Annotated in this window: 21 protein-coding genes, 1 tRNA gene and 2 pseudogenes; 4 read left to right on the top strand and 20 right to left on the bottom strand. The window is 44.8% G+C overall.

Annotation, left to right across the window (positions count from 1 at the left end):
• Together WJQ40_RS05135 and WJQ40_RS05130 are read right to left on the bottom strand one after the other, a co-directional pair.
• A pseudogene (locus WJQ40_RS05135) lies at positions 1–182 on the bottom strand (hypothetical protein); the annotation flags it as partial.
• A gap of 59 nt (positions 183–241) precedes the next feature.
• Positions 242–595, bottom strand: a complete 354-nt coding sequence (locus tag WJQ40_RS05130; RefSeq protein WP_337538317.1) for a hypothetical protein — start codon at positions 593–595, stop codon at positions 242–244.
• A 67-nt stretch (positions 596–662) separates the two neighbouring features.
• On the opposite strand from WJQ40_RS05130, the gene WJQ40_RS05125 reads away from it, so the two are divergent.
• The 3 genes and pseudogenes from WJQ40_RS05125 to WJQ40_RS05115 all read left to right on the top strand — a co-directional run bounded on the left by WJQ40_RS05125 (position 663) and on the right by WJQ40_RS05115 (position 1722).
• Positions 663–914 (top strand): type II toxin-antitoxin system prevent-host-death family antitoxin, encoded by a 252-nt coding sequence (locus WJQ40_RS05125; protein WP_337538313.1) that lies wholly within the window; start codon positions 663–665, stop codon positions 912–914.
• A pseudogene (locus WJQ40_RS05120) lies at positions 911–1170 on the top strand (Txe/YoeB family addiction module toxin). Before WJQ40_RS05125 ends, WJQ40_RS05120 begins: the two are co-directional and overlap by 4 nt.
• Before the next feature lie 135 nt (positions 1171–1305).
• Positions 1306–1722, top strand: a complete 417-nt coding sequence (locus WJQ40_RS05115) for a hypothetical protein (RefSeq protein ID WP_337538310.1) — start codon at positions 1306–1308, stop codon at positions 1720–1722.
• 297 nt (positions 1723–2019) lie between these two features.
• Here WJQ40_RS05115 and WJQ40_RS05110 read toward each other — a convergent pair.
• The 13 genes from WJQ40_RS05110 to WJQ40_RS05050 form a co-directional block, all read right to left on the bottom strand.
• Positions 2020–2090, bottom strand: a tRNA-Gly gene (locus WJQ40_RS05110).
• 255 nt (positions 2091–2345) lie between these two features.
• Positions 2346–4112, bottom strand: coding sequence for an arginine--tRNA ligase (gene argS / locus WJQ40_RS05105; protein ID WP_337538327.1), 1767 nt, complete (start codon positions 4110–4112; stop codon positions 2346–2348).
• 74 nt (positions 4113–4186) lie between these two features.
• Positions 4187–4846, bottom strand: a complete 660-nt coding sequence (locus WJQ40_RS05100) for an epoxyqueuosine reductase QueH (protein ID WP_262575086.1) — start codon at positions 4844–4846, stop codon at positions 4187–4189.
• A 74-nt stretch (positions 4847–4920) separates the two neighbouring features.
• Positions 4921–6213: an adenylosuccinate synthase gene (locus tag WJQ40_RS05095; protein ID WP_337538304.1), complete on the bottom strand. Its 1293-nt coding sequence runs from the start codon at positions 6211–6213 to the stop codon at positions 4921–4923.
• A gap of 134 nt (positions 6214–6347) precedes the next feature.
• Entirely contained in the window at positions 6348–8351 is a 2004-nt protein-coding gene (locus WJQ40_RS05090) for a methyl-accepting chemotaxis protein (protein ID WP_337538301.1), read from the bottom strand.
• 199 nt (positions 8352–8550) lie between these two features.
• Positions 8551–9600 carry a branched-chain amino acid aminotransferase gene (locus WJQ40_RS05085; RefSeq protein ID WP_262575197.1) on the bottom strand — a complete coding sequence of 350 codons (1050 nt, stop codon included), beginning with the start codon at positions 9598–9600 and terminating at the stop codon, positions 8551–8553.
• A gap of 58 nt (positions 9601–9658) precedes the next feature.
• Entirely contained in the window at positions 9659–10150 is a 492-nt protein-coding gene (locus tag WJQ40_RS05080; RefSeq protein ID WP_262575089.1) for a dihydrofolate reductase, read from the bottom strand.
• Positions 10151–10177: 27 nt separating this feature from the next.
• Positions 10178–11026: a thymidylate synthase gene (gene thyA, locus WJQ40_RS05075; protein WP_337538295.1), complete on the bottom strand. Its 849-nt coding sequence runs from the start codon at positions 11024–11026 to the stop codon at positions 10178–10180.
• 17 nt (positions 11027–11043) lie between these two features.
• Positions 11044–12642: an MBL fold metallo-hydrolase gene (locus WJQ40_RS05070; RefSeq protein WP_337538291.1), complete on the bottom strand. Its 1599-nt coding sequence runs from the start codon at positions 12640–12642 to the stop codon at positions 11044–11046.
• 279 nt (positions 12643–12921) lie between these two features.
• Positions 12922–13236 (bottom strand): hypothetical protein, encoded by a 315-nt coding sequence (locus tag WJQ40_RS05065; RefSeq protein ID WP_337538289.1) that lies wholly within the window; start codon positions 13234–13236, stop codon positions 12922–12924.
• Between the two features lie 54 nt (positions 13237–13290).
• Complete coding sequence (locus tag WJQ40_RS05060; protein WP_337538286.1) at positions 13291–16026, bottom strand: cation-translocating P-type ATPase; 2736 nt, start codon at positions 16024–16026, stop codon at positions 13291–13293.
• Positions 16027–16081: 55 nt separating this feature from the next.
• Positions 16082–17239, bottom strand: coding sequence for a hypothetical protein (locus WJQ40_RS05055; protein WP_337538283.1), 1158 nt, complete (start codon positions 17237–17239; stop codon positions 16082–16084).
• Between the two features lie 51 nt (positions 17240–17290).
• Complete coding sequence (locus WJQ40_RS05050) at positions 17291–18124, bottom strand: DNA/RNA non-specific endonuclease (RefSeq protein ID WP_337538279.1); 834 nt, start codon at positions 18122–18124, stop codon at positions 17291–17293.
• Positions 18125–18204: 80 nt separating this feature from the next.
• Here WJQ40_RS05050 and WJQ40_RS05045 point away from each other — a divergent pair, with 80 nt between their 5' ends.
• Entirely contained in the window at positions 18205–19152 is a 948-nt protein-coding gene (locus WJQ40_RS05045) for a tRNA-dihydrouridine synthase family protein (protein ID WP_262575099.1), read from the top strand.
• On the opposite strand, the gene WJQ40_RS05040 is transcribed toward WJQ40_RS05045, so the two are convergent.
• From WJQ40_RS05040 to WJQ40_RS05020, 5 genes are all read right to left on the bottom strand, one after another.
• Complete coding sequence (locus WJQ40_RS05040; RefSeq protein WP_262575100.1) at positions 19121–20497, bottom strand: MATE family efflux transporter; 1377 nt, start codon at positions 20495–20497, stop codon at positions 19121–19123. The genes WJQ40_RS05045 and WJQ40_RS05040 overlap by 32 nt on opposite strands.
• Positions 20498–20509: 12 nt before the next feature.
• Complete coding sequence (locus tag WJQ40_RS05035) at positions 20510–20893, bottom strand: zinc ribbon domain-containing protein (protein ID WP_337405560.1); 384 nt, start codon at positions 20891–20893, stop codon at positions 20510–20512.
• Between the two features lie 633 nt (positions 20894–21526).
• Positions 21527–23029, bottom strand: coding sequence for a restriction endonuclease subunit S (locus WJQ40_RS05030; protein ID WP_337538274.1), 1503 nt, complete (start codon positions 23027–23029; stop codon positions 21527–21529).
• Positions 23029–24501, bottom strand: a complete 1473-nt coding sequence (locus tag WJQ40_RS05025; protein WP_337538323.1) for a class I SAM-dependent DNA methyltransferase — start codon at positions 24499–24501, stop codon at positions 23029–23031. Before WJQ40_RS05025 ends, WJQ40_RS05030 begins: the two co-directional genes overlap by 1 nt.
• Positions 24502–24509: 8 nt before the next feature.
• Complete coding sequence (locus tag WJQ40_RS05020; protein WP_337538272.1) at positions 24510–25004, bottom strand: hypothetical protein; 495 nt, start codon at positions 25002–25004, stop codon at positions 24510–24512.

Raw genomic sequence — 25004 nt, 5'->3', positions numbered from 1 at the left:
CGCTCCAGATGCCGTTTGCACAGGGCATCCGCTTCTCTCTCATCATCTTCCGTCAACTCCCGTCTGCCTTTGGTCAGTTCAATCTCCACATAAGTCCGGTAATCATCAGCTACGAGATTGAACAGTTCCTTGGGAGTATGGCACACCTCGCCAGAGCAATAGTGAAAATCCTGGTCAAATTCAAAAAGCGGATAATTCCATTTTTTGAAACAACACACCAGCCATAAAATCAGATCCTTTCTTAACAGGGATCAATTTCGATATCCACCCGATTTTCCTTGTACATCTTCACAAACAAGTGCAAAGCTGCTGTGGAATAAATATATGCATTCTTCTTACCCTTTAAAAACTCATTAAACTCCTTATAACAACTCTTTGTCATCGGTATGTTCTTCCGGCATTTTTCTTCCTGCATTTTTACTTTAACGTTTTCTCTATTTAGTGCTACAATTCCCTCCTTTGTTTTTTCAGAATCCAGCTTTTCTTTTACCCAACCCTGTTTATAACCTCTATGTTTAATTTCTTTTGTAAGGGATGCACCTCTTATTCCATGATTTTTATACGATTCATGAATCACATCGGTTGACAGTGGCATAATAATATAGTATTATAATTGTACAAGAACTTGTACAGCATATTGTTCAGTAAGAAAGGAGTAACACATGGTTGCCGTAAACTACTCTACGATCAGAAATAACCTTAAAGATTACTGCGACAAGGCTTCCGACCAACACGAAACTATTATCGTTACTCGAAAAAATGAAAAGAATATCGTTTTAATGAGCCTAGATGAATATAACAGACTGGAAAAAGCTGCAAGAAACAATGAATATCTTGCAATGATTGACCGCGGTATTGCACAGCTGGAGGCCGGTAAAGGTCAGGAACATGAGCTTATTGAGGTAGACGAATGAAAAAACTTTGGGCCGACCGAGCTTGGGATGACTACCTATACTGGCAGACGCAAGACAAAAAACATTAAAACGAATCAATGATCTCGTTAAATCCATTGAACGGGATGGCCTTAGTGCAGGAATCGGTAAACCGGAACCGCTTCGTCACAGAAAAGCGTGGAGCCGAAGAATTGATGATGTAAACAGACTCGTCTATAGCATTGATGAAAATGGATTTTTGTGGATTATTTCCTGCCGTGGACACTATGAGGATTGATAAAGAGGGCTCGCACTGAGCCCTCTTTCTTTTTCTCCATAGTTCTCGATAGCATCCGCTACGAACAGTTAATCTTTCTATCCAGATCTACCCCATCTGCTTTGCAGCTTTCATGTACTTCATGAGAGCAGTTCCATGACAACTCATGAAATCAGCAACAATGTTTCCAGACAGGTAAACTTAAAGGATCTAAATTTCCGTGATGAGGATAATTATGAAGAAATTTACTCGGATGAGGAACGTAAAAAACTTTTGAAAGTGGTTTTGAACCATCCAGAGGACGTGATTGCAAGAATGTTCGTGATTTTGTTCTGCATGCCACTCCGTCTTGGTGAAGTACGATCCATAAAGTGGTCTGATGTAGACTTTGAAAATCATACAAAGGGGAAAAGGAAAAAGTGTAATCGTTACATTCCTCTTTCAAAAACAGCCGAAGATTTGTTTCGTAGGGAATACGAATTACAAACGAATGCCAATGAAGATTTCTTTGTTTTCAGCTTTACCAATGGTTTAAATCCTGTTTCAGAAAGTCCCGTTTACAGGCATGCATAAGTTCTGTGGCGAAGCTGATATTACCTATAGAATTCCACACAAAATGAGATTCTAGGCTGTAACGAAAATGTACGAAGCAGGAGTTGATCAGGCAGGAATTCAGTACACTGCTGGTCACGCCTGTCCAAGCACAACAGATCATTATAAACGTCCTTCCAGACTCGGACTTATTACGACAATGAAAATCAACGAGATTTTCAACTGATTCAAGGGGTGTACCCCAGTGTACCCCTTGGGAATTATTAAAAGAAATAGCGGAAGCCTTGATTTTACAGGCTTCCGCATCTAAAAAGGAAGAGCAGATAACGGGAATCGAACCCGCCTCCCCAGCTTGGGAAGCTGGTGTTCTACCGATGAACTATATCTGCGGAATATAAAATATTTAAAAACTCATATGCCAGTGCTTCACAATCGTCTGACTTCTCCTGCACTTGCTATATTATAGCATTATCTCCTTTTTCTGTAAACCGGCAAGCTGCAAATTCCTCATTTCAAATTTTCTTATTCTGGAATGGTTCTTCTCTCCCTGCAACGGAAGACTATAAAAGTCTTCCGTGCGGAAAATTTATCTGTAACTGACTTATACATGGAATGTACCTTCTGTTTCCTCCCTCAGATGTCACCTACATTCTCTCCGGTGCTGAGAAGCCAAGTACATCGATACAGGTTTCCAGAATATCTCTTGTCAGAACAAGGAGTGCGATAAAGCCTGCCTTCTTTTTTTCATCCTCTTCTGAGAGGATCTTTGTTTCATGATAAAATCTGTTGAAATCATTGGCCAGCTCATAGATATAAGCACACACCTTATGAGGTGCTGTCTCCTCAAAGGCATTTTCCATCATCGCGCTAAACCTTGTGATCTGCAGCATCAGCGCCTTCTCTGATTCGCTGACTGCCTCCTGCAGAACCGCATTTTCCAGTCTCCCGCCCTGCTCCTTATACTTATTCAGAATAGATTTGATCCTGACGATCGTATAAAGGATGTAGGGACCTGTGTCTCCCTCGAAGGAGGTAAACTTGTCAATATCAAAGATATAATCCTTGGAAGCCTGATTGGAAAGATCACCATACTTGATTGCTGAAAGAGCTACTACCTTCGCTGTTTCCCTCGCCTCTGCCTCCGGCACTTCCCTGTTGTCTGTGATCTTCCTGTACATCTCTTCATTAATCTCAGAGATCAGTGTTTCCAGACGCATGACACCACCCTCTCTTGTCTTAAAGGGCTTGCCATCCTTGCCATTCATAGTTCCAAAACCAAGGAACTTCAGCTTCGTATCCTTATCTACCAGCTTTGTCTTTCTTGCGCAGCGGAATACCTGTTCAAAATAAAGATCCTGTCTTTTGTCTACCACATAAATGATCTCATCCGGATGGAGCTTTTCCATTCTTTCCATAATGGTAGCAAGGTCTGTCGTATTATAAAGAGATGCACCATCTGATTTCAGGATCATACAGGGCGGGATCTCTTTGGTATCGGTGTCTTCTTTGACATCCACGACAAGCGCACCCTCGCTCATATGTGCATAGCCTTCTTTTTTCATGTATTCCACCATACCCGGAATCACGGTATGGACATCAGATTCACCTTTCCAGAGATCAAATTCCACATTCAGGTTCTGATAATTTCTCTTAAGGTCAGTGACAGACACTTTTATGATATGCTCCCAGAGTGCCCTGTATCCTCTCACTCCATTCTGCAGCCTGTAGGTTGCCTCCATGGCCTTTTCCTTGTAGGCCGGATCCTCTTTGGATTTACCACTTGCTGTCGGATAGATCTCCTCCAGCTCTGAAATTGTAAAAGGTGCTTCTTCAGGATATTCTCCCGTATAATTTTCATCAAAATAAACAAGCTCCGGTTTCCGTTCCTTCAGTTCTGTAATGATCAGCCCCATCTGCAGACCCCAGTCACCAAGATGGATATCACTGATCACCTCGTGACCGGCATATCTGGCAATTCTCTTGATACTTTCTCCGATGACAGCTGAACGAAGATGTCCCACATGAAGCGGCTTCGCAACATTAGGTCCGCCATAATCCATTACGATCTTTTCCTTCTTTGCCGGGGGCTCCAGGCCAAACCTTTCACTTTCTGCCATTTTCTTCAGATAATCACTAACAGCGGATTCCTTCACCTTGATATTTAAAAACCCGGGAGCTACGGCCGCCACCTCTGCAAGCAGCTCACTGCCTTCCGCTTTCGCTGCCACATCCCCGGCGATCATGACCGGTGCCTTCTTATACTTCTTGGCACCTGCCATTGCTCCATTACACTGATATTCACAAAGATCGGGGCGGTTTGAAAGAGTTACCCTTCCAAGCTCTCTGTCATAGCCGGCATCCTCAAATGCCTGCATGATCTCCTCCGATATCAGATCCAGAAATTTCTTCATTATCTTAATCCCATGCCTTTCTCCCGTCCGCATTTCCATGCCTCCGGTTCATACTGTTTTTATATTAGCATTCTTTACGCTTTTTCACAAGAACGCTTTTTTTCTTCCCGTTCCATCCTTGAAAAAATACATCCACAGTAATCCTGCCTGTACAGTCCGTATTCTTCCGACAGCTCTACTGACCGCTTGTATCCGTTTTTCTTTTTAAAATCGGAAGGCAAAAAGGAAATCCCATATTCCTTTGCAAGCTGCTCCCCGATCTCATTGATCTTCTGTGCATTTTTCAAAGGGCTGATGGTCAGCGTTGTTGTGAAATAATCTGCTCCCTCTTCTTTTCCAAGTGCCGCTGTTTTTTCAAGTCTGAGCAGAAAGCAGGCAAAGCAGCGCTCTCCTCCCTCTCTGCAGGCTTCCAGTCCTTTTATTCTTTCAAAATAAAGCTCTCTCTCATAATCCCCTTCTATGATCTCAATAGAAAAAGCTTCCTTTCCCACATCCTCCCTCCGGTTCCATTCCCTGATCAGACGCTTCTGCTCCTCTACCCGCTTATGGTACTCCGGCTCCTCTGTAATATTGGGATTATAATAAAAAACTGTGATCCTGAAGAATCCCCTCAGATACTCCAGCACGTAACTGCTGCAGGGTGCACAGCAGCTGTGAAGCAGCAGCTTCTTTCCGTAATTCTCTTTATCTGCCAGAATTTCATCCAGCATTTTCTGGTAATTCTTTTTTTGCATCTCTCTGTCCTTATTCAAAAAATGCACTGCAGATCCTTATACCGGATCTGCAGTGCACCTTCACGTTCTGATCTTTATTTCTGCAGAGGACTTTCTCTGTAAATAATATCCTCTCTGCCGGGTCCATTGCTGACCATAGTGATCGGATATCCGATCTGCTCTTCTACGAACTCAACATACCTTCTGCAGTTCTCCGGAAGATCCTCATATTTCTTAATTCCCCTGATATCACATTTCCATCCTGGGAGCTTCTTCAGTACCGGCTTTGCCTTCTCAAGCTTATAGGTAACAGGGAAGTCTGTTGTAACCTCTCCATCGATATCATAGCCAACACAAACCGGGATCTCATCCAGATAGCCAAGTGCATCCAGTACGGTAAATGCCACATCTGTTGCTCCCTGCAGTCTGCAGCCATACTTGGAAGCCACACAGTCAAACCAGCCCATACGTCTCGGACGACCTGTAGTAGCACCGAATTCACCGCCATCACCGCCACGTCTTCTCAGCTCATCTGCCTCATCCCCGAAGATCTCGGACACAAACGCGCCTGCTCCGACTGCAGAAGAATATGCCTTGCATACCGTAACGATCTGTCTGATCTCATACGGCGGGATTCCCGCACCGATCGCACCATAAGCTGCCAGTGTAGAGGATGAAGTAACCATAGGATAAATACCATGGTCAGGATCCTTCAGTGTACCAAGCTGTCCCTCTAAAAGGATGGTCTTTCCTTCCTTCAGTGCCTTATCAAGGAATACAGATACATCACATACATAGGGCTCGATCATTTCTTTATATTCATGCAGGGTAGCAAGCAGCTCTTCCGGTTGCAGAGCCGGCTTGTGATAAAGATGCTTTAAGATAACGTTCTTCTGTTCACAGATTCTTACCACCTTGTCCTTCAGCAGCGCCTCATCAAACAGCTCACTGACCTGAAAACCGATCTTTGCATATTTATCAGAATAAAAAGGAGCGATACCTGATTTGGTGGAGCCAAAGGACTTCTTGCCAAGCCTCTCCTCTTCATACTGGTCAAATAAAATATGGTAAGGCATTACCATCTGTGCCCTGTCAGAAACTACAATCTTCGGCATCGGAACATTCCTGTCTGTAATAGACTTGATCTCGTTTATCAGGATCGGGATGTTCAGTGCCACACCATTACCGATCACGCTGGTCGTATGTCCGTAAAAAACACCTGATGGAAGCGTATGCAATGCAAATTTACCGTAATCATTTACGATCGTATGTCCTGCATTTGCTCCACCCTGAAAACGGACAATAATATCTGCCTGTGCTGCAAGCATATCTGTGATCTTGCCCTTGCCTTCATCACCCCAGTTAGCACCTACAACTGCTTTTACCATAAAAATATCCTCACTTTCATGTAGAAAACCGCATCCGCGGATTTCTGTTTACTCTGAGCTCTTTACTTTATGATTATACAGGATTCTTTGTTATAAGTAAAATCAATATTCATTATATTTGTCATAATCTGCAGTTATACAGCAAATTCTTGCAGAATCTGGTTCAGTTCATTTGCCTTTTCTTCCAATGCTTCTACAGCCACATCCAGCTGTTCTACAGAGGCAAGCTGTCTTTCTGCTGAATGAGCTACATTAACGGAGCCTGCCGCTGTCTGTGCAGATATCGCACTGATCGCCGAAATTGAAGCCAGTGTTGCATTTCTTCCTTCTTCCATGCTTTTTACATTTTCATTGATCACAGACAATGCTCCCAGAAGACCCTCAACCTGTTTTCCAATCCTGTCAAAGGATTCCGTAGTCAGCTCTACCGCCTTCTGCTGATCCTCCACAACGCTCTCTGCCTGTCTCGCAACCTCTGCTGCCTCCTGACTGCTTCTCTCGATCTCTGATACGATCCCTGCAATTTCTTCTGCGGAATGTACGGATTCGTCTGCCAGCTTTCTGATCTCCTGTGCCACCACTGAGAAGCCTTTACCTGCTTCTCCGGCTCTGGCCGCTTCAATGGATGCATTTAAGCTCAGAAGATTTGTCTGTTCAGCGATCTCATTGATCGTTTCTATGATCTTATAGATCGACTTGGACTGACCGGACAGCTTCTCTATCGTTCCTATGATCTTTTCTGTAATTCTGGTTGTGGATCCTGCGCTCTCCTTCAGATGATTAACAGAACTGCGTCCTGTTTCTATTCCACCCTCTGCCTCTCTGGCAAGATCACTGATCTGTGTGGTATTCTCCCCAACCATGCTGATACGTCCAGAAAGAGAATCCATCTGATCCTGGCAGAGTGCTGCTTCTTCATCCAGCCTTGCAACTCCCTGATTGATCTCCCCGATTTCACCCTGGATCCCTCTTGAAGTCTCCAGAAAGCTTCCGGAGGCGCTGATCATCTTTTCAGAAGCTCCTGCAATCTCCCCATCTACATCCTTAAGACCTGTTACCAGCTTCTTCATATGACCTACCATATGGGAAACCCCTTCTGCAAGCAGTCCGAACTCATCTTTTCTTCCTGTCGTTATCTCTACCGTCAGATCTCCTCCGGAAACCTTCTTTAATTTCCTCAGGACATCTCTGATCGCCCTTCCATAGCCACCTGCCAGAAGAAATCCCATCAGTACTGCTACGATGCAGGCTGCAACTGTCAGGACTACAGACAGCTTCTGGATCTCCCGCGTCTGTCCCACAATGGTTTCTTTGGGGATAAGTGCACAGATATAAGCATTTCTTCCCTCCACCGCGGTGTAGAGGAAGAGATACTTATCCTCTTCTACATAAAAGGCTCCTTCGAGGGCTTCCTCCCCTTCCATTGACCTGATATTTTCAAAGTAATCCTTTCCCACAAACACAGTTCCCTCTTCCGGCTTCTGTGATGCTGAAGAAAGATATTCTGTGCCATCACCCGTCACAAGTCCTACAATACTGCCTTCTCCTCCCTCTAACGAAGACAGTGTGCTTTCTACTACCTCCTTACTAATATCCACAAGCATGACTGTCCTGGTATTCACAAAGTATTTGGCAAGTCTCACACCATATTTGCTGCTGTCTGTCTTCAGCTTTTCATCCAGGTCACACCTGTTTCCAAATAAAAAATAATGGTACTGATCCCCGGCTACCTGTTCCCCTTCAGAAGTTGCGATATAAGCAGAGTAAAGACCAGGTTCCTTCGTCTGGGTTGTTGTGATCGACGTATGCTCGTCCGACAGGAAATAAATATTTGTGATCAGACTGTTTGCAACCACCTCATGATCCAGTGTATCCTGAAACTGCCTTGGGATATAGGCATAGGACGAATCCATATTTAATACCCCTTTATAATATTTCACCAGTGTTTCATCTGTCAGATAATCCTTATAGGTACTCTGCACCATATCTACTGAAAGGGCAAAATAACTGTTCATCATCTCCATTGTCCCCAGTGTGGATTTCTCATAGCTTTCTATGATCTGCGCAGATGCCTTCTGATAAGAGGATGCCCCAAGCACCAGGATAAATGCAACCGGCACCAGAAATGCCAGGATCATCCGAAAACTCATCCTCCTGAAAAATATAACTTTCTTTTCTTTTTTCCCTTTTCTCATAAGAAACCTCCATTGAGAAACTTTCGTAAATTTTCGCATCCTTCTTTTATTATACACAACAGATCTCTGTTTGAAAAGAGAAAAAGGCACCCAGATCTTAAAATCTGAATGCCTCATAGATCACTTGTATTCTTTATTTTACTTAATCAATCTCACAGATCCATCCTTCAGGAGCCTTGATGGTTCCCATCTGGATACCTGTTAATGTATCATACAGCTTCCTGGTGATCGGTCCCATCTCTGTGCCATAGCAGATCTCCCTGCCATGATCTACGATCTTGCCAACCGGTGAGATAACTGCTGCTGTTCCGCAAAGTCCACACTCAGCGAACTCTCCGATCTCATCAAGATATACCGGTCTCTCCTCTGCTTCCAGTCCAAGGTATTCTTTTGCAACCTGGATCAGTGAACGACGTGTGATAGAAGGCAGGATACTGTCTGACTTGGGAGTTACTACCTTGCCATCCTTTGTAATGAACAGAAGATTTGCCCCACCTGTCTCCTCGATCCTGGTTCTGGTAGCTGCATCCAGATATACGTTCTCATCATAGCCCTGCTTATGAGCATCTACGATCGCATGAAGGCTCATTGCATAGTTCAGACCAGCCTTGATATGGCCTGTTCCGTGCGGTGCTGCCCTGTCGAAATCACTGACACGGATGGTGATCGGCTTAGCGCCGCCCTTGAAATAAGGACCAACCGGTGTGGTCAGGATCCTGAACTGGTATTCATCAGCAGGCTTTACACCGATAACAGGGTTGCTGCCAAACATATAGGGACGGATATATAAGGTAGCACCACTTCCATAAGGAGGCACGAAGGCTTCATTCGCCTTAACAGTCTTCTTAACTGCTTCAACGAACTTGTCCTTAGGATAAATGGGCATCTCAAGACGAGCTGCACTCTGCTCCAGTCTCTCACCGTTTAAGTCGGGACGGAAAGTTACGATCTTACCATCCTTAGTAGTATATGCCTTCAAACCTTCAAATACAGTCTGTGCATACTGTAGAACACCTGCACATTCATTAAGGACTATATTAGCATCGGTTGTGAGGGTTCCCTCATCCCATGCACCATTCTTATAGTTGGAAACGAATCTGTAATCTGTCTGTAGATAACCAAAGCCAAGATTGGCCCAATCAATATTTTTCTTTTCCATACTGTTACGCTCCTCTCCTGTGTAGAACCATATTGAATTTTTTTTATTATTATCCTTTTCCTAAAAAAAGTCAATAGTTCTTTGGTTTTCCCTATTTTCTGCGTTCATACTTCTGAAAATGATAGGTGATATCGAAATACACCTGCTCATCACTCTCACCAGTCAGCTCCCACTCCGGATCCTCCTCCAGATTTGGGAAAAAGGCATCTGCCTCATAGGCACGGTCTATCTTTGTGATATGTGCGGTATCACAGTAAGGCAGAAGCTGTCTGTAAACACTCTCCCCGCCGATCACATATACATCCTCTGTGTCGTAGTCCTTCAGTCTTTCGAGAAGCTCTTCGATACTGTTGAACACCTCTGCATCCTTCACCTTGAAATTCTCATTTCCGGACAGAATCAGATTCTCCCTGTTCTTAAGCGGCAGTCCCCCCGGAAATGTCTGCAGTGTCTTCCGCCCAAGGATCACGACCTTTCCTGTCGTTTCCTCCCGGAAAAATTTATGATCTGCCGGAATCCTCACAAGGAGCTCATTCCTGTTTCCAATGGCCCAGTTTTCATCTACCGCTGCAATTACATTCATGTATTTATCCTCATTTTCTTTCTGTTTTTAAATAGCGATCGGTATATTTGTGATCTGCTCTCCCGTCACATAATTTTCCACGCTGACATCATTTCTCGTAAATTTATAGAAATCCCTGATCTCCGGATTCAGATGAAAGGTGGGCGCCGGGTACTGTTCTCTTGCTATCAGCTCCTTTATGACCGGAATATGTCTGTCATAAATATGGGCATCTGCGATCACATGCACAAGCTCCCCTGCATTCATATCACATACCTGTGCCAGCATATGGACAAGCACTGCGTACTGGACTACATTCCAGTTATTGGCCGCCAGCACATCCTGGGATCTCTGGTTCAGGATCGCATTCAGTGTCAGCTTATCCTCTCCCTTCTTCTGGGTCACATTGAAGGTCATGCTGTATGCACAGGGATACAGGTTCATCTCATGAAGATCCTCATGCACATAAATATTGGTCAGGATCCGGCGGCTGAACGGATTGTTCTTCAGATCATAGATCACCCTGTCCACCTGATCCATCATGCCTTCCTTATATTGATGCTTCACACCAAGCTGATAGCCATAGGCCTTACCGATGGAACCGTTCTCATCGGCCCATTCATCCCAGATGTGGCTGTGAAGATCGTGGATATTGTTGGATTTCTGCTGCCAGATCCAGAGCATCTCATCCGTTGCGCTTTTCAGCGCGGTCCTCCTTAATGTGATCAGGGGAAATTCCTTTGAAAGGTCATACCTGTTTACCACCCCGAATTTCTTGATGGTATAGGCCGGTGTCCCATCTTCCCAGTGAGGTCTTACCTTTTCCCCCTCTGTGCTGGTGCCATTCTCCAGAATATCCCTGCACATATCCACAAATATCTTATCTGCCATACTCATAATACACGATTTTCCTTTCAGTTCTCCCATTTATCACAAAGGGAATTGATCTGGTCCGCGAACTTGCCAAGCTCTTTATTCGGCCTTCCCTCACACTTCTGGATGACAGAAAGAAGTCTCTGGCCTGCTGCCACAAGTCTTGCAAACACATCGGATACCGCCTTTGCTTTTTTCTTCAGTGCCACCGGCTCTGCCTCATAGACAAATTCGCCGGTCAGCAGATCAAATTCCGTTCCGCTGTAAGGAGCATAGGCCTGATATCCGTACTCCTTTTTCAGACATTCCGTAAAGGACATACATACGCTGTCCTCACCATGAACCACAAATACACGCTCCGGCTTCTCCGTAAAGCCCTGCAGCCAGTCGATCAATCCGTTTTTATCTGCGTGTCCGGACAATCCCGTAAGGGATCGGATACCTGCCCGTACCGCAATAGGTTCCCCAAACAGCTTTACTTCATCAATGCCCTCCACAAGACTTCTGCCAAGCGTACCCACTGCCTGATAGCCGACAAACAGGATCGTACTGTCCTCTCTCCACAGATTATGCTTCAGATGATGACGGATACGGCCTGCATCGCACATACCGGAAGCTGAGATGATAACCTTTGGTGTACTGTCAAAGTTGATAGCCTTGGACTCCTCACTGGTAATGGAAAGCCGGAGGCCTGAAAAAGAAATAGGATTGATCCCTTTCTTTACCAGCTCCATGGCCTCCTCATCAAAGCAGTCTGCTTCATTCTGATGAAAAATACCGGTAGCCTCTACCGCCAGAGGACTGTCCACATAAACCGGGAAGTCCTCATGCCCTTCCACCAGTCTGTTTTCTTTTATTTTTCTGATAAAGTACAGCATCTCCTGGGTTCTTCCGACAGCAAAGGAAGGAATCACCACATTACCGCCTTTATCAAAGGTTTCCTTCAGTATCCCGGTCAGTTCCCTTATATAATCAGGACGTTCTCCCGGATGCAGCCTGTCACCATAGGTGGATTCCATGACAACATAATCTGCTTCCTGCGTCTTCTGCGGATCCTTGATCAATGGCTGGTTTTTATTTCCGATATCCCCGGAAAAGACGATCTTTTTCGTGACCCCCTCTTCAGTGATCCATACCTCGATACTGGCTGAACCAAGAAGGTGTCCCACATCCGTAAACCGTATCTCGATCCCATCGCAGAGAGGCATCTTCTTTCCATAGGGACAAGGCACAAGCCTGTTGATCGCATTCTGGGCATCCTCCATTGTATATGGCGGTTCATAGGGCTCCTGCCTGGCATTCCTCTTTGCCTTACGGTTCTTCCAGTCCGCCTCCTGCATCTGGATGTGCGCACTGTCGCGCAGCATGATGCTGCAAAGATCCGCAGTTGCCTCTGTTGTCAGGATCTGTCCGTGAAATCCTCTCGCCGAAAGCTGTGGCAGCATACCGGAATGGTCAATATGTGCATGGGTCAGAAGTACATAATCAATCACGGACTCTGCCACAGGAAGCGGTGCATTTTCAAACACATTAACGCCCTGCTCCATACCGTAATCCACCAAGATATGCTTCCCACATGCATAAAGATAATGACAGCTCCCTGTAACCTCATGATCTGCCCCAATAAACATCAGCCTCATGCCATTTCCTCCAATCTGTTCCTAAGCTACAAATTCCTTCACAATATAACAAAGTATACCATATCTGAATATAATATAGCAAACCTTATAAGGACACTTCCAATGCTTTCGTCTTTTCTGACCTTTCTTCTTTTCTGCATTGCGCTTTCTGCAGACACCTTTACTGCAGGGCTATCCTATGGCAGCTCCGGTGTCAGGATCCCTGCTCCCTCAAAGCTTATTCTGGCCCTCGTTTCCGGTCTCATGTTTACCCTTTCTGTTTTTTTCTCCGTTTTTCTCTCAGTGCATTTTCCGGAAAAAGCAGTCCTTCTTCTTTCCTTTCTGATCTTTTTCTGTCTTTCTCTTTATAAGGGCTATGATGCCCTGTCCTTCAGGAGCCGCGGCAGATGCGGACAGAAAAAAGCACTGGCCGGAGCTCTTACCACCGATTCCCTTTCCCGCAGGATTAACTATGCAAAGCCCTCTGTCCTTTCTGTGAAGGAAGCCTTCCTGCTCTCCCTTGTCCTGTCTCTTGACAGTCTTACCGCAGGCGCCGGTTATCAGCTTAATCTTCCTCCGCTCCCTGTCATACTGCTGCTTTCCTCCGCGATCCACCTTTTGTCCCTGATCCTCGGACTCTCCTTAAGCAGACGGCTTCTCAGGAAGCATTCATGCATACTCTCTCTTCTCCCGGCCCTGTTCTTTCTCTTTCTTGCCCTGTCCAGGCTTTTGAAATTCCTGTACTCCTGACAGCCTTGCAGAAAGCACCAGCAGTTCATGCACCACAAGCGGCATGGATGACAACAGAAGCAGAAGCCCCCATTCCTCCAGGGTAAGACGGCTTGTGCCAAACAGCTCCACAAAGTACGGAATTTCCGTCACCATCACCTGCAAAAGGATGCCAACCACAAAGGATACCAACATATAGGGATTGTTCCGGTGATTCATCCTAAACAGGGATTTATTCACGTCCCTCATACCGATGGCATGCATCAGCTGACTCATGCCAAGAACTGTAAATGCATGAGTCTGTGCTTTATTCAGCACACTGGTTACCATAAGCATCTTTCTTATATTATCAATGCTCACCGGCAGTCCCCTTACAAGAAGCTCCCGGTATGGCACCGTCAGAAATGCCAGCAGGCTGATACTTCCGATCACAACCCCATAGCAGAGCATACAGGAAAGTCCTCCCTGTGCAAACAGGCTTTCCCTGCTTTTCCTTGGCGGCTGTCCCATCAGCTCTTCTGTATCATTTTCATCTGCTCCAAGGGCAAGCGCCGGCAGCGAATCCGTGATCAGATTGACCCAGAGAATATGGCTTGCCTTTAAAGGCGGCAGAAATCCCGCAAGGACTGCTGCCAGCATGGTCATGATCTCCCCGAAATTGGAGGATAAAAGGAACAGGATCGTTTTCCTGATATTTTCATAGATTCCACGTCCCTCCCGCATGGCCTTCTCTATGGTTGTGAAATTGTCATCCGTCAGCACCATGTCTGCTGCATTTCTGGCAACATCCGTTCCTTCCTTTCCCATGGCGATCCCTACATCCGCCGCTTTCAGGGATGGTGCATCATTAATGCCATCTCCTGTCATGGCCACGATCCTGCCCTTTTTCCGCAGGGCTTCCACGATCCTTACCTTATGCTCTGGTGATACCCGTGCAAACACGCGGATCTCTTCCACCCTGTCCTCCCATTCTCCTTCAGAAAGAGCTGCGATCTCATCCCCTGTCATGCACTGGCTCCTTACATCTGCAATCGACAGCTCCCTTGCAATGGCAAGTGCGGTATCCACATGATCTCCTGTGATCATCACAGTATTAACACCAGCCCGCCGGAAGCTCTGAACTGCCTCCCTGACACCTTCTCTTGGTGGATCGATCATACCGGTAAGTCCAAGAAATGTGAGGTTCTCCTCAGAGAGCAGCTCCTTCTGTGAGCCGGTTTTCCCCTCTGTCTTCATGGCAAAGGCCAGCACCCGCAGAGCCTCACCCGCCATTTTCTCCGCAGCCTTCATGACCTCCTTCTTCTCCCGTTCAGAAAAGGGAAGTTCCCTTCCATTGCGGTACTGCCTGCTGCACCGCAGGAGGATCCCATCTGCTGCCCCCTTGCAGTATGCCACAAGGCTCCCTTCCCGCTCCTGTACTGTAGTCATGCGCTTTCTCTCAGAATCAAAGGCTCTCTCCGCCACTCTTCTGTACTTCTGCCCATAAGCTTTTCTGTCGTATCCATACCCATCTGCATAGGCAAGAAGGGAAATCTCTGTAGGATCTCCGATCCGCTCTTCAAGGTCAGCATCATTGCACAGAACACAGCTTTCCAGGAAATATTCATGTCCCTTTCCGGTAACATCACCTGCATCCACGATCCTGCCATCCAGATAGCACTTCTTTACCGTCATCCGGTTCTGCGTCAGTGTTCCTGTCTTGTCCGAGCAGACCACGTTCACCGCCCCCAGTGTTTCCACCGAAGGAAGCTTCCTGATAATGGTTCCTGCCTTTACCATCCTGGAAACGCTGAGTGCCATCACGATCGTCACGATCGCAGGCAGTCCCTCCGGCACTGCTGCTACTGCCAGTGAGATCGCAGTCAGGAGCATTTCCCCGATATTCCGCTTCTGTACAACCGCCACCAGAAACAAAAGGAGACAGAGCATCACCGCCCCGATACTGAGTATCTTTCCAAGATCGGAAAGCCGTTTCTGCAAGGGTGTCAGCTCTGCCCCCTTCTCCTCAATAAGGCCTGCGATCCTGCCGATCTCTGTATCCATACCGGTAGCAGTCACCACTCCCCTGCCCCTCCCGCAGGTTACCATAGTGGTCATATAAGCCATATTCTTCCGGTCTCCCGGATTTTTCACCTTTTCTGTCAGAGCCGTGCCATTTTTTTCTGAAGGAAGGGATTCTCCCGTCAGTGCCGCTTCTTCTATCCTCAGATTTACCGTCTCTGTCAGCCGGATATCTGCCGGCACCTGTCTTCCACTGTCAAGCAGGACAATATCCCCCGGCACCAGAAATGCACTGTCGATCTCCTGCTCCCTGCCGTCCCGGACAACAATCGCTTTTGGGCTTGTCAGCTTTTTCAGCGCTTCAATAGCCCTCCTGGCTTTTCCCTCCTGGATCACACCCATACACGCATTCAAAAGGATCACTGCCCCAATGATACAGGCATCTCCCGCTTCCTTCAGAAACAGCGACACCACAATAGCCGCCATCAGGATATAGATCAGAGGATCGCACAGCTGCTCAAAAAAGAGCTGCAGAACCGGTTTCCTTTTTCCTTCTAAAATCCTGTTTTCTCCATTTTCAAGAAGACGTGCCTTTGCCACATCCTCTTTAAGTCCATCCTGCAGACTGGTCGTAAACAGCTTTTCCAGTTCCCTGACGCTTTTTTCTGTATACATAACAAATCCCTCCTGTACCCCTATTTATATGCGGGATACGGAGGGATTAGACTACCTATTGACCAGTAGGCTGTGTGTAATCATCCATATAAGTGTCATTGCATCTGGTACAGCGGTACAGCGTATAACCGGCGCTTGTGGCTGTAGGCGGGATCACAACGGATCTGTAATTGTGTTTATTCGGATCAACCGGGATCTGTTCTGCATAGGTACTGCCGCAGCTGCATACATATGACCGGATCCCCGGCTGTGTACAGTTGGCCTCCTGTAATACATAGGAGGTGTAATTATGCACATGTGGTGTGGCGCTTGGTGATGCTGTTGCACTCGGTGATGCCGTTGCCACAGCTGTAGCCGCAGGGGATGCGCTTGTCCCGGCTGAAGCACTTGGCGTTGCGGCAGCTGTTGCCGAAGGCGATGCACTTGGTGTTACCGGCGGGATAGACCTGGTGTCCAGTACCACACCACAGACAGTACAGGTTCTCTGCTCAGTTCCCGACTGCTTCTCTGTTGCTGCTTCTGCCACTTTCCAGTCTGTTGCAATATGTCCCATAGCCGGGATCGGCTCGGTATAAAAGCTGCCGCAGCTGCAGGTATATTTCCTGAGGCCTGCCAGCACACAGGTAGGCTCTCTTTCTACAGAAGCAATATAGTCATGCACATGGGATGCGGCCGATGCGGAGCCTCCTTTATAAGGTACAACCTCCTGTGCTACCACCTCATCACAATAAATACATTTCTTAACTCTTAATCCTTCCTTATCTGCAGTGGCCTTTCTCACAGTTTCCCAGCTGTCCTCTGCCACATGACCAGTAGAGGGGCTATCCACGTAATAAACATCCCCGCAGATATCACAGGTATATTTCAGCCTGCCTGACTGATAACAGGTAGCCTTCTTCTCCACGCTCTCTTTATAATCATGTACATGATCTGCTGCGGCAGAAGGGCTGTGCTTCTCTGTATCGCCGGAAAGATCTGACGGTGTCTGATCCGTACTGCCTGTCTGATCCGGCAGGATCGTCGGAACCGGTGCAAGGGAAGGCGCATCCGCAATATCCGCCTCCTGCGTACTGTCCGGCTTCACGTTGTCTGCCATCTTCTGGCTCCCACTGCCACCGATCACTGTATAACCGATAATTCCTATTGTTGCAAGGCAGGCGATCACTGCTAATACCCCCAGGATCCCTGTCAGCACCTTCATCACACTTCCCATAGCTGTTTCCTCTTATGACCTTCTTCTTATATGAAGATATTTTATCATACTTTATCTTATTGTTCTATCTGAAATTATCCCTATTTCTTCCCTGCTTTTTCCCTGTTCTTCGGCACTTTTCCCTGTAGCATAATCGATAATGATGCCGGGCTGTATATTATAAAGAAAAACATGATAACAGATCGCTTTCCCATGATCCTCCACAGAATATGCTTCCATTTCCACACCTCTTGCCACCAGCTCACTTCCTTTAAAATAAGGAGTCACCCGGTAAAGCACATGTCCCTCAGTACGATCCAGATAGCGCATGACCCTTTCCTCCCAGGGCAGCATAGTCGTGGCATTCAGGTACCTGGTTCCGGTGATCAGATTCTTTTCATTGGCCTCCTGCCCGGTCAGGGCATAGGCGATCAGGTGGCTTCTATTATATAAATAGGGCGGACTTTCATCGATCAGATCTTCGTATTTCTTCTGTTTCCATCCGGAAGGGCGTATTTCTCCGATATCCCCTCTTTTTTCTGTCGGCATCATGTCCCTGGACAGCATGGCGACTGCTGTGCCACACCTTGAAAGTCCATCCAGCTCACTGTAATGCTCTCCGGTAATATGGCTCAGCTCCCATTCCGTAAAATTGGGTCTTCCACCATTCAGAACGATATAGTCTTCTCCTGAATAGTCCGGAATACTGTCCGGATCTGCGATACAGGTACTCTCCGAGCCTCCCTCATCTGGCAGATAGGCTTCGCTTCCATAAGCTGCTGGCTGCTCTTCTTTGTTTTCCAGTATTCCCGGCACGGTAAAGCTTAACAGACAGAGTATCAATATTCCCATCAGGGTACGCATATCACAACACCACGCATGCTTTCTTTTCTTACTTCTTTTCATCAGAATATCTTTCCTGTCAACCAAAAACATACTATAATGATCCCTGTACAAACTACAGCTTACTTAAGGATAACACTTTTATGAACTATTACATGGCTCCCATGGAGGGACTTACCACCTACATTTTCCGCAATGCCTTTCATCAGTACTATGGCGGTATTGACAAATACTTCACACCCTTTCTCTGTAACCGTCATATGAGCAGCAGAGAAAAGAACGATATTCTGCCGGAGCATAACAGAGGGATGTGTACCATTCCCCAGATCCTGACAAACAAAGCAGAGGATTTTCTTTCCCTGTGCCAGGATCTTTCTTCTTACGGCTATGACACTGTCAATCTGAACCTCGGCTGCCCTTCCGGAACCGTTGTTGCCAAGGGGCGGGGTGCCGGCTTCCTTTCCTGTCCTGATGAGCTTGATGCCTTCCTTGACGAAATCTTCAGCAGATGTCCTCTGTCTATTTCCATCAAGACCAGGATCGGCATGGAACAGGAGTCTGAATGGGAAACACTTTTGTCCCTTTATCAGAAATACCCAATTGCAGAACTGATCATCCATCCAAGACTTCAGAAGGAGGGCTATGGCGGCACGCCTCACCTCAGTGCATACAAAAGAGCAGAAGAAATGCTTTCCTGCCCTCTTTGCTATAATGGTGATATTATTTCTCCTGCCACACAGGAAAAGACTCTTAAGACACTTCCCGGCATAAAAACGATCATGCTCGGACGTGGTCTTCTGAAAAATCCGCTTCTTCCTGCACTTCTCCGTCAGGAAAATACGGATCCCTCCACGCTGAAAAGCTTCCACGATACCATTCTGGACGGATATCTTTCCATCATGTCTGGTGATATGAATACATTATACAAAATGAAAGATCTTTGGACATTCTTCGGTCAGAGCTTCGATGGTGCTGAAAAGTACCTGAAGGCTATCCGCAAGGCCAGAACTGTCACTGATTACCGGCTCGCTGTCAATGCCATATTCCGCACCTGCAGAGTCATCCTTCCAGCTCCTTCTGATCCCTGGTAATGTTTTTCATCCATTTGAATTTAAAATAATGAGCAAATACCACCGGCATCTTTTCAAACTCATCCAGCGTCATCACAAAATAAACCCATACCGGCGGCAGCTTCAGCACATACGCAGCGATCGCCATCAGTGGTACTGATACTCCCCACATAAACACCGTATCCACTACCATGCCGAACTTCGCATCACCACCGCCACGAAAGCACCCGCAGATCAGACAGGTATTAATGCCTTCCCCTACCAGTCTCCAGGTGGTCATGATCATAATGATCCCCAGATAATATATCGCTGTCTCTGTCAGCTTATCACGATAAAACTGTACCATAAACGGACGGATCGCCAGGATCACGCAGCAGCCCAGAAGACTTACGATCACAGTAAGCCACAGTATTCTTTTCGCATATACCTTCGTATCCTCCATCCTGTTTTCACCAAGCGTCTGACTGACAATGATCGTTGTGGCATTAGAAAAGCCACGGCAGACAATGGCACCCATATTGACCACCATGACAGCTACTGCATTGGCCGCTACCATATCATCTCCGATATGTCCAAGGATCGCCGTACAGGTCGTGGCTGCCATTCCCCACATCAGATCATTCACCACAGACGGTGCACTTATCTTCAAAAAATCTTTAAAAAGAACACCTGACCGCCTGAACAGATTCTTCAGCCGGAATTTAATATCCTTACCTGCTGCAGAATATACAAAACACAGGATCACTTCCACTGCTCTTGCCGATACCGTGCCAAGCGCTACTCCTACAACACCCAGTCTTGGCAGTCCAAACAGCCCGAAAATAAAGGCTGCATTCATCAGCACATTGACTAACAGGGAAACCACATACAGCGCAGAAGGAAAAACGATCTTCCCTACACTGCGCAGGGCACTCACAAAAACCTGTGAGAATCCCATGAACACAAAGGAAAAGGAGAGCACCTTCAGATAAGCTGCTCCTTCCTTTATGGTCTGTGGACTGTCAGTAAATATCTTCATGATCGCTTCCGGTGCAAAAAAAGAAAACACAAAAAACAGAAGCGAGATCAGGATCGCCACTCTGGCTGCCAGTCCAATGATCCTTTCAACTGTCTGCTTGTCTCCTTTTCCAAAGTATTGGGCGCAGAGCACGCTTGTCCCTATCCCAAGTCCATAATAAAAGCAGAACAGCACAAAGGTATACTGATTTGCCAGAGACGAGGCCGCCATGGCTGTCTGGCTCACATAACCAAGCATGATCGTATCCGCTGAATTCACCAGCGTACTGATCAGGTTCTGTATCATGATCGGAAATGCCAGCTTCAGGGCATATAATAAAAACTGTTTTCTGTCCAACCGCTCTTTCATCTTTTATCACCATTAAAATCTCGTTCCACATTTGGGACAATATTCAAAATCCTCTGCCGTCTCAAAGCCACAGCACTGACAATGTTTATACGCACCATAAAAGCTGCCATAGCCTCCCCTGTTTACTCTGGTCAGATGTTCCTGCCGTATTTCCACAGGCTCCCCGTGGGAAATTGCTTTTCCAATCTCCGGATCCAGTTCATACAGGGCATGGCAGCAGCTTGTCTGCACGTAATAATGCTTATTCCATTTCAGGCAGGGGATCAAAAACAGGGAAAGCACCGTATAGGTCATAAAAACCTGATATCTCCCATATTTTCCACACAGATTACAGATAATCGTCTGTGTAAAATCAAAATCCTTCCTGCCATCCGTAATACCCATCATAAAAAACATGGCACTTCTCCCTATCTTACCATTTTATAAAATTTTGTCCATCATTTTCTTGTGATATCGTGATCCACAGGCTTTCGCCTGTCCCTGATAAGAAGAAATTTCAAAAACTGTCTTATGCACCCAAAAGGAAAGTTTTTCTCTTATCAGGGCAAAAGACCTCTGCATTTGAGAGGTCTTTTATATTCGCTTATTTTACAATGAACTTTGACTAACAAGGTTTACAAAGTACACATATAGATTCGGATAATGCTCTCTCAGATAGTCCTGATGGCAGTAGAAATCCTTCATAGAGCAGGCAAAAAATTCGTATCGATTGCTTGTTGCATAGCCTATATCAAACTGATTCTCCATATTTTCGTCAATTCCGTAAAACTCAAACTCCACGTATTCGTCTTTGTATTCTGCATAGAGCTTTTGTGCTTGTGATGAACCACGATTGATCGGATCTCGCTATTGAGTACCCTGTTTTCAATATCCCATATATGTCCGGTCATTCTGCTTTTGAGTATGGTATGCACAGCTCCTTCATGCAACACTACAAAATATTCCCGGTCAATAATATCCAAATCTTCTTTGGTAAACATCTGCCACATTCCTTTGCAAAATTTATTTATCACAATTTTTTTCAATTAGTTAATCACAATAAGGAAGCAATTCTTCTATCTTAGCTACAATACGGTGTTGCTCTTCAAGAGGCGGAAGCGGAATAAGCATACCTAATACATGTTCCATTTTTAGATTTGCTTGTGCAGAACCACCACCTTGATGTGATACAGTATAATGAAAATATTCCGAGTTAATAGTATAATATAAGTAAGATGTTGTGCTGTCTACACAAGTTCTTATTTTAAGAACACGCTGATTTAATAACGCAGGTGTACTCCACTCATAAATTGCTGTTTTTCCTAAAGGTTCAGGATTATCTGATTGTGAAGAAAGACACATTAGCATATCACCTTTTACAATTTTACTGCTTAGCATTTTTTCAGATGGATTTTCAACATAGTCATTTCTTGTTTTTAATTGAACATTTAATGACATTAAATTTCCACTCTTGATTACAGGTAGTCCAATTCCGTTTTTATTTGTTTCTTCTGATTTATATGCGTATCCATTTTGTACAGTAACAAGATTTCCAAATCTTACCCACTTCCAATTATCTGGAATATCAAAAGGTATTTCATCCTCTGTAATCTTCGCAAGAGGTTTATCTTTCTTTATCTTACTTTCCTTGATGAGCTTCTGCTTTTCTTCTTGAATTTGATTATAAAGATCTTCTGCACTGCCCTCTTCCGGTCTTTGCTCTACCAACTTACCCTGAATAGCATACTGCAGAATAGACTTCTTCATGTCCTCCGGGAACTTTACATTGAACTGCTCAAGCTTTTCATAAGCTTCTGCATATCGGTCTACAAATGGAAGAAGCTCTTCTATTTTTGCAACAATATGGTGCTGTTCTTCGAGGGGAGGTAAAGGACAAACGCAATTCTCAATAATTTCCAAAGTTAAATTAGGTATTGCTGTAGTTTTTTTCTGTTGCGTAAGATATTTTTGTATCTCGGGAGAATTTAATACATAAATAATGTATTTTAAGTCAATGTATGAAATATCGACTAAACGAACCATAGATACTGCTTGATTTGCATTTAATGGCAAATCTTTTTCTCTAACAAGACTTGTCCTTCCAAGTGTACCCGCTATTGTTATAAGAATATCGTTTGCTTTTATTATTGATCTTTTTAAATATCCGTTATGTGTTTCTTCACTAATGTATTTTAAATTGGTTTTATCTATAACATCTAAGCCAGCTACATTTTCGGCTCTCAAAAAACCAATTCCATTATCTAAATAAGCTACATTACCACCTCGTGGAGTTGTGCCTTTTGTTATTAAGCTTGCAATTTCTCCGAGTTTAGTCCATTGCCAGTTTTCTGGAATATCAAATAGTATTTCTTCATCAGATATAGGCGTAAGTGTCTTTGATTTTTTAGCTTCTCCTTTTTTGATTAGAATATTTTTTTGTTCGGATATTTTTTGAAGAATATCTTTGGCATTTCCATCTTCAATTTTATGTTCTACAAGTTTACCTTGAATTGCATATTGTAAAATGCTATCTCGTAACTGTTCTGGGGTCATTACTTATCACCTCCAGGAAGCAGAGCTTCAAGTTCTGCAAGTACATGGTCTATCTCCGCATTAAGGCTTGCTCTTTTCTCCTGATAGTTCTGAATAGTCTCCATAGGCGAAAGGACTTCTTCTTCCTCATGAGGATAACCACAGAGATCAAGATTACAGCTTTGCTCATTTAAGAGATAATCTGCAGTAAATTTCTGTGCTTTAGGGCCGTCTTCGAGAACAATTTCTTTTCTGTCATTCCACCATGCAACACAGTTGTCAAAGTGCTTTAGTTCCATAGGTTTTGTCTTTGAAAAGTGCTTTCTGTCTGATGGAATATCCACTCTGTAGTACCAAGTTTTTCCTGAAGGCTTTTCATTATCAAAGAACAGTAGATTGGTTGAAATAGATGTATAAGGACTAAATACAGAGCCTGGAAGTCTTACGATGGTATGTAAGTTAAACTCTGTAAGAAGCTTTTTCTTAATAGATACCTTTGCATTATCAAGTCCAAATAAGAATCCGTCTGGAACTACAACAGCAGCTCTGCCGTTCTTCTTCAAACGATACATAATAACAGACATAAAAAGGTCTGCCGTTTCAGATGAAGCCAAATCATCTGGAAAGAACCCCTGAATGGATTTGTCTTCATGTCCTCCGTAAGGAGGATTCATAAGAATAACATCAAACTTATCCTTTTCTGTATAGTCAAGCAAATTGTATCTCAGAGAGTTGTCGTGATAAATCCTCGGAACTTCAATGTCATGCAAAAGCATATTCGTAACGCAAAGCAGGTACGGAAATGGCTTTTTCTCCACACCGTAAATGCTGTCGTCAAGTTGCTTTTGCTCTTCTGTGTTCGTGACCTGCTTTGACAACTGCGAAAGCCAAGAGGTAATAAATCCACCGGTACCACAAGCGAAGTCTGCCATGCACTCTCCAAGCTTTGGTTTGATCATCATAGCCATAAAGTCTGTAACAGCTCTTGGAGTGTAAAACTCACCGGAAGAACCTGCTGACTGCAAATCTCTCAGGATTTCTTCATACACAAATCCGAAGGCGTGGCTTTCCTTTACGTCGTCAAATTCGATTTCGTCTATCACATCTACAACCTGCCGAAGGTAAACACCGTCCTTCATGTAGTTGTTAGCGTCCTCGAATGTGGACTTAACTATTGCTTTCTTTACAGGGGTCTGCGAAGTTATACTGAGTCCCTTTAGTGTCGGAAACAGCGTATTGTTTACAAAATCAAGCAAAACATCTCCAGTTATGGCATGACCGTTTTCATCTGCCTTTGCCCAGTTACGCCACCTACAGTTTTCCGGAATGATAGACGTATAGTTATCCTCATTGATTTCCCAGTCGTCTTCCTTTGCATCGTACACCTTCAGAAACAGCATCCACACCATCTGCTCAATTCTCTGTGCATCACCATTGATACCTGCATCCATGCGCATGATGTCTCTTATTCTCTTAACAAATCCCGATTGCATTGCCATACTTAATCATCCCCCATTATTTCATTCACCAATCCAAACAAATTATTATAACTTTGTATATGATATTTCAACTCTTTTAATTTCTTCTGTTCGACTTTTTCAAAATCTGATAATGAACATGCCTCTTTTTCTTTTGTTACAATGAATAACCCTAATGTATCATACTTAGGCGACATTACCGCTGGATCTCCATGATAAAGTTCAAGGAGCAGAATGTACCCATCATTATTATTAATGTAATATGACTGGCTTTCTCTGATTGTATTATTGTCATAATCACAAGGTAAGCCTTTCTCTTCAAGTAAACGAACAATAGATTCCTTTTCGTCTAACATATAAAAATTTTTCCAATAAAGTGTAGACTGTTTCGTTTTACAAATCAACTTTTTTATCAGGCTGTTTTTATCATCTATTTTCTTTTTAATTTGTAAAGATATGATTATTCCTGCAATTCCTAATGCATTTCCTAAAAGAGAAGAACTCAAAAAATCCATCAT

The organism is Suilimivivens sp. (genome assembly GCF_037359455.1).
GTDB lineage: Bacteria > Bacillota > Clostridia > Lachnospirales > Lachnospiraceae > Suilimivivens > Suilimivivens aceti.
The sequence above is the reverse complement of the archived record's forward strand: the minus strand, read 5'-3'. Positions and strand labels throughout refer to the sequence as shown.